This window comes from Streptomyces sp., from assembly GCF_031178505.1.
In the GTDB taxonomy this organism is placed as follows: domain Bacteria; phylum Actinomycetota; class Actinomycetes; order Streptomycetales; family Streptomycetaceae; genus Streptomyces; species Streptomyces gulbargensis.
Window position 1 is genome coordinate 1 of the sequence record NZ_JAPSIW010000100.1, and the last position, 13,755, is coordinate 13,755.

Consider the following 13,755-nt stretch of genomic DNA (forward strand, 5'->3'; position numbering starts at 1 on the left):
TCCGCGGCGGTGATGAAGCCGTCCCCGTCCACGTCGTACCGGTTGAATGCCGTGCGTGCCGACTCGATGTCCGCCACTGCTTCCGCCCCTTCATGGTGCTTCTCTGACGGGGGCCAGATTAGCGGGCGCGGCGCTGCCGGATGATGGGGGTATGAGCAGCGAGGTGGCACGGATACTGGCGGCGGCGGCGCGGGGTGAGTTCCCGCCGCCGGACGGAACGACGCGGGTGGTGCCGCAGCCGGGTCCGCGGGACGCGGGGGTGCTGGCTTTCACCGCGCATTCCGTGGTCTTCACGGACGAGGATCCGGACTGGGTGCGGGCGGAGCTGGCGGCCACGGCCGCGGACCCGCTGGCGGCGAGCATGAATCCGGCGTTCCTGGTGGCGCTGATGGCGCGGACGGGCCGGCGCATGCACACGATCGACCTGCTGACGGTGGCGGACGCGCTGCCCGGGCCGCCTCCGCTGCCGCTGCGGGAGATCGAGGACCCGGAGCATCCCAGGGTGGCGCGGGCGCGGAAGTACCGTGACGACGTGCGGGTGTGGGCGGCGGACGGCGGGGTGCTGGTCCTGGGCCGGGCGGTCGGGGGCCGCTGGGAGGTGGCGATCGAGGTGGACGAGGAGGTACGGCACCGGGGGCTCGGCCGCGCGCTGGCGGTGGCGGCCCGGCACCTCACCCCGGGTGAGGTGGTCTGGGCGCAGCAGTCGCCGGGCAACGCGCGCAGTGTGCGGGTCTTCCAGGCGGCGGGCTACCGGCCGGTGGCCTCCGAGGCGCTGCTGGTCGCCCACTGAGGGAGTCCACCATGCGGACGATCCCGGGAAACAATCGATGAACCGCATAGTCATTCATGGTTTGCAAGGCGGGTGCTGCATGTCACCAATGATTCATCGGAGAACTATGCCCTTCTGTCCGATTCTGAACCGATAAGGTCTTTTGGTGACAAGGCCCCCCGTCTGCCATAGTCGGGGACACGACCCCCATTGACCCGGGCCAGGTCGACCCGGCGCCTCTGGACACACCCCTTTCGTCCATGGCGCCCCACCAGGAAGCCCCCAGCGCCCCACCACGGCGAACGGGGGCTTCCGTGCGTGCCAGGCGTCGCGGGCCGGGCGCGACTTCACGGACACGGCCTAGCGGTCCGTGACGCGCATCTCGAACCAGGTGGTCTTGCCCCGGGGCGCCAGGTCCGCGCCCCAACGGTCGGAGAGCTTGTCCACCAGGAAGAGGCCGCGCCCGCTGATGTCGAGTTCGCGCACGGGCAGCAGGCAGGGCAGCCCGCGCGAGGGGTCGCGGACCTCGATCCTGATCCGGCCGGGGCGGCGGTGCATCCGCAGGGTGAAGACCCGTGCGCCGGTGTGCCGGACGGCGTTGCCGACGAGTTCGGAGACGAGCAGGACCGCGTGCTCGGCGATCTGCGGGCCGAGCCCCCACTGCCGGAGCACCACGTACTGGGTGAGCCGGCGCGCCAGCCGCGCGGACTCGGGGAGGGAGGGCAGGCCGACATCACCCTCGGCGGGGTTGCCGTACAACTCAAGTGCTTCGAGGGCTTGTTCGTCCTCCACGGCCGGTGTCCACCGTGCGGCGACGGCGCTGCCGCCCTGCCGCGGTTGTTCCCTACCCTCCAGGCCCGCCATGCCCCCCATCATGGCCGCAGCGGGCGGCCTCCGGGTGCCGTTCCCCGGGAATCGGCACCTCGGGAGGGACATTTTCAGGACGTACCCCCGGCATATGCCGGGGGCTGTCCGTTCGGGAGCGTCTTATACGAACTTGGCCTTGCCCGGACCCTCCTCGACGAAGCTCTTCATGCCGCGCTCGCGGTCCTCGGTCGCGAACAGGGCCGCGAACCAGGTGCGTTCGATCGCGAGGCCGGTGTCGATGTCGGCCTCCAGGCCCTGGTCGACCGCCTCCTTCGCGGCCCGCAGCGCCACGGCGGGGCCCTGGGCGAGCCGGGCGGCCCAGGCATGCGCCTGCTCGTAGACCTCGGCGGCGGGGACGACACGGTCCACCAGTCCGAGGGACAGGGCCTCGTCCGCCTTGACCATCCGGCCGGTGAAGATCAGGTCCTTGGCGCGGGAGGGGCCGATCAGCCGGGAGAGCCGCTGGGTGCCGCCCGCGCCCGGGATCAGACCGAGCAGGATCTCCGGCTGGCCCAGCTTGGCGTTGTCGGCGGCGATGCGGTAGTCGGCGCAGAGGGCGAGCTCGCAGCCTCCGCCGAGGGCGTACCCGGTGACCGCGGCGACGACGGGCTTGGGGATGCGGGCGACGGCGGTGAAGGCGTCCTGGAGCGCGCGTGACCGCTTGACCATGGCCACGTGGTCCATGACCTGCATCTCCTTGATGTCCGCGCCGGCCGCGAACACCTTCTCGCCGCCGTAGAGGACCACGGCGCGCACGTCGTCGCGGTCGGTGGCCTCCTGGGCCAGCTCGCGCAGCCGGTCCTGGGTGGCGATGTCGAGAGCGTTCATCGGGGGGCGGTCGAGGCGGATCGTACCGACGCCTTCGGCGACTTCGAGGTTCACAGTCATACCGGAAGGTTAGTGGGCGTTAACGGCGCGGGGCCCCGGGGTGTTTGTACAAACACCGGGTCCCGCGCGGAGGTTCAGGGGCGGACTACCTGATCCACTCCGACCAGTCCATGTTCCAGCCGTTCAGGCCGTTGTCCGGCTTGATCTGCTTGTCCTTGGAGTTCTTCACGATCACGACGTCGCCGATGATCGAGCTGTCGTAGAACCAGGCGGCCGGCATGGAGCTGTCGCCCGCGCCCCGGCGGTCCTGGAGGCCGACGCAGCCGTGGCTGACGTTGGCGGAGCCGAAGGTGGACGCCGAGGCCCAGTAATTGCCGTGGACGAAGGTGCCGGAGGTGGACAGGCGCATGGCGTGCGGCACGTCCTTGATGTCGTACTCGCCGCCGAAGCCGACGGTGGCGCCGTTCATCCGGGTCACCTTGTACTTCTCGCTGATGACCATCTGACCGTTGTACGTGGTCGTCGACGGGGCGCCGGCGGTGATCGGCAGCGTCTTGATGATCCTGCCGTCGCGCTCGACCTTCATCGTCTTGGCCTCGGCGTCGACGGTGGAGACCTGGCGGCGGCCGATGGTGAAGGAGATCGTCTTCTTCTGCTTGCCGTAGACGCCCGGGCGGCCCTCGACGCCGTCCAGGTTCAGCTCGACCTTCACCTTGGTGCCGGCCTTCCAGTACTGCTCGGGCCGGAAGTCGAGCCGGTCGTTGCCGAACCAGTGGCCCTCGATCCGCACGGCCGGCTCGGCCGTCACCTTGATGGCCTTCTCGACGGCCTCGGGGTCGGTGATGCCCCGGGTGAAGTTGATGGAGACCGGCATGCCGACGCCGACGGTCGAACCGTCCTCCGGCGTGTAGTGGCCGATGAAGGTGTTCTTCGGGACGAGGGTCGTGAAGGTGGTGTCCTTCGCCGACTCGCGGCCCTCGGCGTCCTCGGCGACGGCGTGGACCTTGTACTGCGTGCCCGCGGACAGGTGCGCGGTCGGCTCCCAGCTGGCGCCGTCCGCCGCGATCCTGCCCTCCACCGGAGTGCCCTTGGAGTCGGCGACGGTCACGGTGGTGAGCTTGCCCTGCGAGGCGGTGACCTTGAGGGCCCCGCTGGTGGCGACCGACTCGGCGCCGTCCTTCGGAAGGATCGACACGACCGCCTGGGAGGCGGCGTTGTCGGACCGGGCGTTGCCCCCGGCCGCCGGGTTCCCGCCCGCGCCGCCGCCCGCGGGGTCACCGCCGCCGCAGGCGGTCAGCGCCAGCAGCAGCGCCCCCGTCGCGAGGGCCCCCAGGCGCGCGCCCCCACGCCGCCTGCGCAGGCCCGCGCCCCCTACCGATGCGCCCGATATCGGCTGCCCGTTCACTGTGGTCGTCTCCCCTCGCACGGCCCGGCATCGCCACGGCCCCACCCCCGTGCGCAACCTGGCGTGCACACGCCCGCTAGATAATCACACCGTAGGACACGAAACTTCCTCGTGAATGTCACCGTTACGTCGCAGTTGACCTGCCGGTGGACGGTGGGACGCGGGGGCCGGGGCGGCACCTCCGGGGAGCGCGGGGAGGAACGCGGGCGACGGGGCGTCAGCGCAGGGCGGAGCCGGCCTTCCAGCGCTTCCAGTCCAGGTTCCAGCCGCCCAGCCCGTTGTCCGGGGCGACCTGCTTGTCCCGGGAGTTGACGACCTCCACCACGTCGCCGACGAGGGTCCGGTCGAAGAACCAGCCCGCCGGGGAGTCGGGGCTGCCGCCCTTGTCGTCCCGCAGTCCCACGCAGCCGTGACTGACGTTGGCGGTGCCGAAGGTGGACGGCGCCGCCCAGTAGTTGCCGTGCAGGAAGGTCCCGGACTCCGTGAGCCGCATCGCGTGCGGCACGTCCTTGATGTCGTACTCGCCGCCGAAACCGACCGTGGCCCCGTTCATCCGGGTCACGTCGTACAGCTCGGTGACGACCATCTTCCCGTTGTACGTGGTGGTCTTCGGCGCGCCCGCGGTGATCGGGACGGTGGCGAGGAGCCGGCCGTCCCTGCGGACCTCCATGGTGTGCGCGGCGGCGTCCACCAGGGACACCTGGGAGCGGCCGACGGTGAAGGAGACCTTCTTGCGCTGGCTGCCGTACACGCCCGGGGCGCCCTCGACGTCGCGGAGGGCGAGGTCCACGGTGACGACGGTGCCGGGCCGCCAGTACGCCTCGGGCCGGAAGTCGAGCCGTTCGCGGCCGAACCAGTGACCGGCGATCTCGACCGGCGGCTCGGAGGTGATCCTGATGGCCCGCTCGACGGCGGCCCGGTTCTCGATGGGCCGGCTGAAGCCGAAGGAGACGATCATCCCGGTGCCGACCGTGGAACGGTTCTCCGGTGTGAAGTAGCCGATGAACCGGTGCTCGGGCACGACGGTCGTGAAGGTGCCGTGCCGGGCGGAGCGGCGGCCGTGACCGTCGAGGGCGACCGCGTCCACGCTGTACTTCGCCGAGAGCGCGAGCCGGGTGCCGGGGCGGGGCCGCCAGCGCAGCCCGTCCGCCGAGATCGCGCCGGGGACCTCGGCCCGCTGGGCGTCCTCGACCCGGACGACGGTCACCCGTTCCAGGCGTCCGCTGTCCACCCGCACCTCGACCGGCCCCTCGGCGGGGACCCCCCGGCTGCCGTCGTCGGGGGTGATCCGGATGACGTCGCCGGGGGCCCGCGCCTTGCCCGGCAGGGAGATGCCGGCGCCCTTGCCGACGTCCGCCGGCGTGCAGCCCGCGAGGCCCGCGAGCGCCCCTGTCAGCAGTCCCGCCACCACGAGGGCGCGTCCCGCCCGTTTCCATTCAAGTGCCATGCCCGGCCAACGACCGCCACCCTCCAGGGGAAACGTCCGTACGGGGCATGTTGGGAGCACGGCCGTGCGGGCAGAAGAGAGGGGAGAACGACGCACGGGAGCGGGGCCGGGACGCCGCCGCTCCCGCGCGGTGCGGGCCCGACGGAGCCGCAGGAGGCCGGGACGTGTCGAGCGCAGCCGAGCAGGAGGCGGTACCGGAGCGTGCCCTGGAACGGGCCGGGCCGCCGGTGTGGCCGGGGGCACCGACGCCCCTCGGAGCCCGTTGCAGGGTCGGCCCCGACGGGATCGCGGGGACCAACTTCGCCCTGTGGGCGGGGGGTGCGGAGGCCGTCGAGCTGTGCCTGTTCGACGCGGACGGGACGGAACGGCGGCTGCCGCTGACGGAGCTGACGCACGAGATCTGGCACGGCTTCGTGCCCGGCATCGGGCCGGGGCAGCGGTACGGCTACCGGGTGCACGGCCGCTGGGACCCGTGGACGGGTGCCCGCTGGAACCCGGCGAAGCTGCTGCTCGACCCGTACGCCCGCGCGGTCGACGGCGAGTTCTCGCTGCCCCCCGAGGTGTACGGGCACGTACGGGACTGGCCGCAGCAGCACGTGGCCGACACCGTGCGCGACGAGCGGGACTCGGCGCCGTTCGTGCCGAAGGGGGTGGTGGTCCAGGACGACGACGACTGGTCGGACGACCGCAGGCCCAAGACGCCCTGGCCGGACTCGGTCATCTACGAGCTGCACGTGAAGGGGTTCACCCGACTGCACCCGGGCGTGCCCGAGCACCTGCGCGGCACGTACGCGGGCCTCGCGCACCCGGCGGCCATCGAGCATCTCGTACGGCTCGGGGTGACGGCGGTCGAGCTGCTGCCGGTGCACCAGTTCGCGCACGAGGACCACCTGCTGCGGCGGGGGCTGCGCAACTACTGGGGCTACAACTCGATCGGCTACTTCGCCCCGCACGCCGGGTACTCCGCGTCCGGGACGGCCGGGCAGCAGGTGGGCGAGTTCAAGCGGATGGTGCGGGCCCTGCACGCGGCCGGCATCGAGGTCATCCTCGACGTCGTCTACAACCACACGGCGGAGGCGGGTGAGCTGGGCCCCACCCTCTCCCTGAAGGGCATCGACAACCGGGGCTACTACCGGCTCCAGTCCGACGCGCGGCGGTACGCCGACTACACCGGCTGCGGCAACACGCTGCACGTGGTGCAGCCGCAGGTGCTGCGGCTCATCACCGACTCGCTGCGGTACTGGGTGACGGAGATGGGCGTCGACGGCTTCCGGTTCGACCTGGCGGCGGCGCTCGCGCGTTCCTTCCACGACGTGGACATGCTCTCGCCGTTCCTGGCGGTGATCGCCCAGGACCCGGTGCTGCGGCGGGTGAAGCTGATCGCCGAGCCGTGGGACGTGGGCAACGGCGGCTACCAGGTGGGCGCGTTCCCGCCGCTGTGGACCGAGTGGAACGACCACTACCGGGACACGGTGAGGGACTTCTGGCGCGGCGCGCTGCCGGACGTGCGGGACCTCGGCTACCGGCTGTCCGGCTCCAGCGACCTCTACGCCTGGGGCGGACGGCGGCCGTACGCCTCCGTCAACTTCGTCACCGCCCACGACGGCTTCACCCTGCGCGACCTCGTCACGTACGAGCGGAAGCACAACGAGGCCAACGGCGAGGGCAACCGGGACGGCACGCACGACAACCGGTCCTGGAACTGCGGTGCGGAGGGCGAGACCGACGATCCGGAGGTCAACGCCCTGCGCCTGCGGCAGCTGCGGAACCTCCTCACCACGCTGCTGCTGTCGACCGGTGTGCCGATGCTCGTGGCGGGCGACGAGATGGGCCGCACGCAGGGCGGCAACAACAACGCCTACTGCCAGGACAACGAGATCGGCTGGCTCGACTGGTCGCTGCCCGAGGACCCGGGCCGGGCGCAGCTCCTCGCGCTCACCCGGCGGCTGCTCGACCTGCGCCACCGGCATCCGGTGCTGCGCCGCAGGGCCTTCTTCTCCGGCCGGCCGCAGCGGGCGGACGGACTGCGGGACCTGGCCTGGTTCGGCGCGGACGGCACGGAGATGGCCGAGGGCGACTGGTACGCGCCCTCGGCCACGCTCGGGCTGTACCTGTCGGGCCGCGACATCCCGGGCCGGGACGACCGGGGCGAGCGGATCACCGACGACAGCTTCCTCGCCGTGCTGCACGCGGGGGCCGAGCCGCTGGAGTTCCGGCTGCCCGGGCCGCCGTGGGCCGCGTCGTACGAGCTCGTCCTCGACACCGCCCGGGAGGACCAGTCCGCGGCGCCGGCGACCCGGCACGCGGGCGGGGGGACGCTCACGGTGGGGGCGCGGTCGGTGGTGCTGCTGCGGGTGGGCGACTGAGGGACGGGGGGCGGCGCCGGGCCCGGCGCCGTCCCCCCGTCCGCGGGGCGGACGGTTCCGGCCGGAAAACGGGGTGAGCCGTGTCAGTGGTGAACCGTATGGTCGGACCTGATGCCCGAGAAACCCCTCGCCCCAGAGTCCTCCCCTCCCGGCCGCTCGGCGGTGCGGACCCTCCTCCGGCTGTGGCCCTACGTACGGCCCGTACGCGTCCGGCTGTTCACGGCCGCCGCCGTCGCGGTCGTCGCCTCCTGCCTCTCGCTCGTCATCCCGCTCGTCCTGAAGTGGATGGTGGACGGGCCGGTCGCGGACCGGGACCCGGGCGGGGTGTGGCTGGGCGCCCTGTACCTGCTGCTGCTCGGTGTCGCCGAGGCCCTGCTGTTCGGCCTGCGGCGCTGGCTGGTGGCCCGGCCGCTCGCCTCCGTGGAGGCACGGATGCGGGGCGAGCTGTTCGGGCGGCTCCAGCGGCTGCCGATCGCCTTCCACGACCGGTGGGCGTCCGGGCAGCTGCTCTCGCGCGGCACGACCGATCTGATGCTGGTCCGGATGTTCCTCGCCTTCCCGCTGACCTTCCTGGTGGTCAACGGGGTGACGATCCTGGTCGGTTACGTGCTGCTGCTCGCCCAGGACCCGGCGCTCGGCCTGGTGCTCCTCACCCCGGTGGTGCCGCTGGTGGTGGTCTGCTCCCTCTTCGAGAGCCGGTACGCGCTCGTGGCGCGGCGCGCCCAGGACCAGGTGGGCGATCTGACGACGGTCGTCGAGGAGAGCGTGCTCGGGATCCGGATCGTGAAGGGCTTCGGGCGTCACCGCAGCCAGGCGGAGGCCTTCCGGGCCCTCACGGCGCTGCTGCGGGGCACGGAGCTGACCAAGGCCCGGCTCCTCGCGGCGATCTGGGCACTGATCACCCTCCTGCCGGAACTGGCGATCGGGGCGGCGCTGGTGCTCGGCACGGTGCGGGTCGCCGACGGGGAGTTGTCGGCGGGCACGCTGGTCGCCTTCCTGTCGACGGCGCTGGCCCTGCGCTGGCCGGTGGAGTCCATCGGTTTCCTCATCGCCATGAGCCAGGAGGCGGCGACGGCGACGGAGCGGTACTTCGAGGTGATGGACGCGGAGGAGGAGACCGACCACGGCGGCCCCGGCGCCGGGGGCGTGCCGGTGCGCGGCGGGGCCGCGGACGGGGTCCGCTTCGAGGGCGTGTCCTTCCGCCACCCGGACGCGCCGCCGGACGCTCCCCCGGTCCTGGACGGCGTCGATCTGCACATCCGGCCCGGTGAGACGCTTGCCCTGGTCGGCGGCACGGGCTCCGGCAAGACCACGCTCACCGCGCTCGTCCCCCGGCTGCACGAGGTGACGGCGGGCCGGATCCTCCTCGACGGGGAGGACATCGCGCTCATGGGCCGGGAGCGGCTGCGGTCCCTGGTGGCGGTGGCCTTCGAGGAGCCGACGCTGTTCTCGGCGAGCGTCGGGGAGAACGTCCTGATGGGCGCGGACGCCGGGGCCGGGGAGCCGGAGCTGCGGCGGGCCCTGGCCGTGGCGCAGGCGGACGGTTTCGTGGACCGGCTGCCGGAGGGCGCGCGGACGCAGGTGGGCGAGCAGGGGCTGAGCCTGTCGGGCGGGCAGCGGCAGCGGCTGGCGCTGGCCCGGGCGGTGGTCGGCCGGCCGCGCTTCCTGATTTTGGACGACCCGCTGTCGGCCCTTGACGTGCACACGGAGGCACGCGTGGAGGCGGCGCTGCGCGAGGTGCTGCGGGAGACGACGGCGCTGGTGGTGGCGCACCGGCCGTCGACGGTGATGCTGGCGGACCGGGTGGCCCTGCTGTCCGGGGGCCGGATCGCTGCGGTCGGCACCCATCAGGAGCTGCTGCGGAGCAGCGCGGAGTACGCCTGGCTGATGTCGGGCGACGGCAAGGCCGGCGCGGACGGCCGCAGGGACGGGGAGCGATGACGGACACCACCCTCGCGCAGGCGGCCGAGGAGGAGCGGCCGGACGGATCCGGTCCGGCGGGCGCGCCGGGGCCGGGCGACCCCTTCGACCGGGACGACCTGCCCGCGCCGCGCGGGGCGACGGGGGCGCTGCTGCGCTCGCTGCTCGCCGCGCACCGGGCGCGGGTCGCGGGGGCGGTGCTGGTGCTGCTCCTGAAGGAGGGCGCGGTCCAGGCGGGCCCGCTCCTCGTCGCGTACGCCATCGACCGGGGGGTTCCGGCGCTGCGGGCCGGGGATCACGGGCCGGTGGTGGCGGTGGCGGCCGGCTATCTGCTGTGCGCGGGGCTCGGCGGGCTCCTGCAGTACGTCTTCGTGCGGGGCGCGGCCCGGATCAACCAGGACGTCCTGCTGGACCTGCGGGGCCGGATCTTCCGGCACGCGCAGGTGCTGAGCGTGGACTTCCACGAGCGGTACACCTCGGGGCGGCTGATCTCCCGCTCGACGACGGACGTGGAGTCGCTGCGGGAGCTGCTGTCGGAGGGGCTCCAGGAACTGATCGGGGTGGTGCTGTCCTTCGTCTCGATCTCGCTGATGCTGCTCTGGCTCGATCCGGCGATCGGGGCGGTGGCGGTGGGCTCCTTCGTCCCGCTGCTGCTGCTGGTGCGGCTCTACCGGCGGCGGGCGGGCCGGGTGTACGGGGAGAAGTCCACGGCCATGGCGGGCGTCATCGTGAAGTTCGCGGAGACGATGAACGGCATCCGGCCGGTGCGGGCGTTCCGCCGGGAGCGGGCGAACGACACGGAGTTCGCGGTGCTCAACCGCCGCCATGAGCGCAGCAACGGCGACGCGCTCCTGGAGATGGCCCGGTACGTGGTCGGTTCGCGGCTGGTGGCCAACACGGCGGTGGCGGGCATGTGCCTGTGGGGCGCCTACCGGGTGGCGGGCGGCACGCTGGCGCTGGGCGTGCTGGCGGCGGCCGTGCTGTACATGCGCCGGCTGTACGACCCGATCGACCGGCTGGGGATGTTCCTCAACTCGTACGAGTCGGCGGCGGCCTCCCTGGCGAAGATCGCGGGCCTGCTGGCGCAGGAGCCGGGTGTGCCGGAGGCGGTGGCCCCGCGGGGGCTGCCGGCGCGCCGGTCGGGGGCGCCGGGCCGTGAGGTGGTCTTCGAAGGGGTGCGGTTCGCCTACCGGACGGGCGGCGAGGTCCTGCCCCGCTTCGACCTGACGATCCCCGCGGGGCAGACGGTGGCCGTGGTGGGGGCGACGGGCGCGGGCAAGTCGACGCTGGTGAAGCTGCTCGCCCGGTTCTACGACCCGACGCAGGGCCGGGTGCTGCTCGACGGGGTGGACCTCAGGGAGCTGGCGACGCCGGAACTGCGGCGCGGTGTGGTGATGGTGACGCAGGAGGCGTTCCTGTTCTCCGGGACCGTCGCGGAGAACATCGCGATCGGGCGTCCGGACGCGACGCGCGAGGAGATCGAGGCGGCGGCGCGGGCGATCGGCGCGCACGAGTTCATCACGGGCCTGCCGGACGGGTACGACACGGACGTGCGGAAGCGGGGCGGCCGGATCTCGGCGGGGCAGCGGCAGCTCGTCTCCTTCGCGCGGGCGCTGCTCGCCGATCCGGCGGTGCTGATCCTGGACGAGGCGACGAGTTCGCTGGACGTGCCGGGCGAGCGGGCCGTGCAGCGGGCGATGGACACGGTGCTCGCGGGCCGCACGGCGGTGGTCGTCGCGCACCGGCTGTCCACGGTGGAGGTGGCGGACCGGGTGCTGGTGATGGAGGCGGGGCGGATCGTCGAGGACGGGGCGCCCGCGCGGCTGGTCGCCGGGGACGGTCGGTACGCGGGGCTCCACCGGGCCTGGCGCGAGAGCCTGGTGGGCTGACCCCGGGGGCGGTGGCGCGGGCGGCGCCGTGCCCCGGACGGTGGTCGTGGACTTGCCGAACTCCCCCGGTGGCCGGGGGAGAAGGATCGCGCCAGGGTCGGCGGGGGTGAGGGCGGCCGGCGGTCCCGGGCGCGTGCCGAGCCGGGTGCCCGCGCGAGGGGCGGGCGGCCCGGGAGCCGAACGGAGGCCCGGCCTCCCGGCGGGTGGTGAACGCCGGACGGCCTGGCTCCCAAGATCGCTGAAACGTCCGGTCAACGAACACGCCTGTACGGGCACCGGACGATTTCTGGCCAACTTGCCGACACGGTCCTGACAGGTCCATGCCCCGGCTGTCAGTCTCTCAGCGGTTCTTCGCACCACTGTTCACCGCATCACCCGAACGTGCTGCACAGCTCTGTTTGCTCCGCCCGGAGTGCATCCCCCGGCGCTCCGGTACCCCCCTCGCAAAAGGAGTCTGCGTGAGATCCACGCCCAGCCGTCGCGCCACCGCGACCGGCGCCCTGATCGCTGCCGCCGCCATGCTCGCCGTGAGCGTCCAGACGGGAGCCGCCACCGCGGCGGACGGCCCGCTGGGTGCGGCCGCCGCCCCCAAGGCCCAGAACGCCATCGCCACCAACCCCGGCAAGCTCCCCGCCGACCTCACGCCGGCCGAGCGCACCGCGCTCATCAAGGCCGCCGACGCCGACAAAGCGGACACCGCCAAGGCGCTCGGCCTCGGCGCCCAGGAGAAGCTGGTCGTCCGGGACGTCGTGCAGGACCGTGACGGCACCACCCACACGCGCTACGAGCGCACCTACGCCGGACTCCCCGTCCTCGGCGGTGACCTGGTCGTCGCCGAGACCAAGGCCGGCACCCCCGTCGGCGTGGTCAAGTCCTCCCGCGCGGAGCTGAAGAACATCGACCTCACGGCCTCGGTCGCCCCGGCCGCCGCCGAGAAGCAGGCCCTGGGCCTCGCCCGTGCGGAGGGCTCCGAGAAGACCGCCGCCGAGCGCGCCCCGCGCAAGGTCGTCTGGATGGCGCAGGGCGCCCCCGTCCTCGCCTACGAGACCGTCGTCGGCGGTCTCCAGCACGACGGCACGCCGAACGAGCTGCACGTCGTCACGGACGCCAGGACCGGCGCGAAGCTGTACGAGTGGCAGGCGGTGCACAACGGCACCGGCAACACGCAGTACAGCGGCCAGGTGACGCTGGGCACCGCGCCCTCGTACACGCTGACCGACACCGCGCGCGGCAACCACAAGACGTACAACCTCAACCGCGGCACGTCGGGCACCGGAACGCTGTTCTCCGGCGCCGACGACATCTGGGGCGACGGCACGCCCCAGAACCTGGAGACGGCGGGCGCCGACGCCCACTACGGCGCCGCGCTCACCTGGGACTACTACAAGAACGTGCACGGCCGCAACGGCATCCGCGGTGACGGCGTCGCGCCGTACTCCCGGGTCCACTACGGCAACGCCTACGTCAACGCCTTCTGGCAGGACTCCTGCTTCTGCATGACGTACGGCGACGGCTCCGCCAACGCCAAGCCGCTCACGTCCATCGACGTGGCCGCGCACGAGATGACCCACGGTCTGACCTCGAACACCGCGAAGCTCGTCTACAGCGGCGAGTCCGGCGGCCTCAACGAGGCCACCTCGGACATCTTCGCGGCGGCGGTCGAGTTCTACGCCAACAACGCCCAGGACCAGGGCGACTACCTGGTCGGCGAGAAGATCGACATCCGCGGCAACGGCACCCCGCTGCGCTACATGGACAAGCCCAGCCGTGACGGCTCGTCCAAGGACTACTGGTACTCCGGCATCGGCTCGGTCGACGTCCACTACTCCTCCGGCCCGGCGAACCACTGGTTCTACCTGCTCTCCGAGGGCAGCGGCGCCAAGACGGTCAACGGGGTCGCCTACGACTCCCCGACCTCCGACGGCCTGCCCGTCACCGGCATAGGCCGCGACAAGGCCGCGCTGATCTGGTTCAAGGCGCTGACCACCAAGTTCACCTCCAGCACCAACTACGCCGGCGCCCGCACGGGCACCGTCGCGGCGGCCACGGAGCTCTACGGCGCCGGCAGCCCCGAGGTGCTCGCGGTCGAGCACGCCTGGGCCGGCGTCAACGTGGGCACCCGTCCCGGCGGGACCGAGCCGCCCACCGGCAAGGTCTTCGAGAACACCGCCGACGTCTCCATCCCGGACAACGGCGCCGCGGTGACCTCCACCGTCAACGTCACCGGGGTCACCGGCAACGCGCCCTCCACCCTCAAGGTGGAC

The 13,755-nt window shown here is 72.8% G+C and carries 9 protein-coding genes and 1 pseudogene; 5 read left to right on the forward strand and 5 right to left on the reverse strand.

Annotation, left to right across the window (positions count from 1 at the left end):
* A pseudogene (locus RIF68_RS36470) lies at window positions 1-77 on the reverse strand (EF-hand domain-containing protein); the annotation flags it as partial.
* 74 nt (window positions 78-151) lie between these two features.
* Here RIF68_RS36470 and RIF68_RS10260 point away from each other — a divergent pair.
* Window positions 152-790 (forward strand): GNAT family N-acetyltransferase, encoded by a 639-nt coding sequence (locus RIF68_RS10260; protein WP_309050851.1) that lies wholly within the window; start codon window positions 152-154, stop codon window positions 788-790.
* Window positions 791-1,129: 339 nt separating this feature from the next.
* On the opposite strand, the gene RIF68_RS10265 is transcribed toward RIF68_RS10260, so the two are convergent.
* The 4 genes from RIF68_RS10265 to RIF68_RS10280 form a co-directional block, all read right to left on the reverse strand.
* On the reverse strand, window positions 1,130-1,633 hold the full coding sequence (locus RIF68_RS10265; protein WP_309050852.1) for an ATP-binding protein: 504 nt from the start codon (window positions 1,631-1,633) through the stop codon (window positions 1,130-1,132).
* Window positions 1,634-1,756: 123 nt separating this feature from the next.
* Entirely contained in the window at window positions 1,757-2,524 is a 768-nt protein-coding gene (locus RIF68_RS10270) for an enoyl-CoA hydratase-related protein (RefSeq protein WP_309050853.1), read from the reverse strand.
* An 85-nt stretch (window positions 2,525-2,609) separates the two neighbouring features.
* Window positions 2,610-3,869 (reverse strand): Ig-like domain-containing protein, encoded by a 1,260-nt coding sequence (locus RIF68_RS10275; protein ID WP_309050854.1) that lies wholly within the window; start codon window positions 3,867-3,869, stop codon window positions 2,610-2,612.
* Between the two features lie 217 nt (window positions 3,870-4,086).
* Window positions 4,087-5,316 carry an Ig-like domain-containing protein gene (locus tag RIF68_RS10280; RefSeq protein ID WP_309050855.1) on the reverse strand — a complete coding sequence of 410 codons (1,230 nt, stop codon included), beginning with the start codon at window positions 5,314-5,316 and terminating at the stop codon, window positions 4,087-4,089.
* 164 nt (window positions 5,317-5,480) lie between these two features.
* On the opposite strand from RIF68_RS10280, the gene glgX reads away from it, so the two are divergent.
* The 4 genes from glgX to RIF68_RS10300 all read left to right on the forward strand — a co-directional run.
* Window positions 5,481-7,682 (forward strand): glycogen debranching protein GlgX, encoded by a 2,202-nt coding sequence (gene glgX / locus RIF68_RS10285; RefSeq protein WP_309050856.1) that lies wholly within the window; start codon window positions 5,481-5,483, stop codon window positions 7,680-7,682.
* Window positions 7,683-7,793: 111 nt separating this feature from the next.
* Window positions 7,794-9,623, forward strand: coding sequence for an ABC transporter ATP-binding protein (locus RIF68_RS10290; RefSeq protein WP_309050857.1), 1,830 nt, complete (start codon window positions 7,794-7,796; stop codon window positions 9,621-9,623).
* A complete protein-coding gene (locus tag RIF68_RS10295; protein WP_309050858.1) occupies window positions 9,620-11,491 on the forward strand; it encodes an ABC transporter ATP-binding protein in 1,872 nt (623 codons plus the stop codon). Before RIF68_RS10290 ends, RIF68_RS10295 begins: the two co-directional genes overlap by 4 nt.
* Window positions 11,492-11,949: 458 nt before the next feature.
* The coding region (locus tag RIF68_RS10300; protein ID WP_309050859.1) for a M4 family metallopeptidase at window positions 11,950-13,755 on the forward strand (1,806 nt) is incomplete at its 3' end.

Coding starts and splice junctions, on each gene's coding strand:
- RIF68_RS10290 (WP_309050857.1), top strand. CDS start 7,794: ATGCCCGAGAAACCCCTCGCCCCAGAGTCCTCCCCTCCCGGCCGCTCG.
- RIF68_RS10265 (WP_309050852.1), bottom strand. CDS start 1,633: ATGGCGGGCCTGGAGGGTAGGGAACAACCGCGGCAGGGCGGCAGCGCC.
- RIF68_RS10295 (WP_309050858.1), top strand. CDS start 9,620: ATGACGGACACCACCCTCGCGCAGGCGGCCGAGGAGGAGCGGCCGGAC.
- RIF68_RS10280 (WP_309050855.1), bottom strand. CDS start 5,316: ATGGCACTTGAATGGAAACGGGCGGGACGCGCCCTCGTGGTGGCGGGA.
- RIF68_RS10270 (WP_309050853.1), bottom strand. CDS start 2,524: ATGACTGTGAACCTCGAAGTCGCCGAAGGCGTCGGTACGATCCGCCTC.
- RIF68_RS10260 (WP_309050851.1), top strand. CDS start 152: ATGAGCAGCGAGGTGGCACGGATACTGGCGGCGGCGGCGCGGGGTGAG.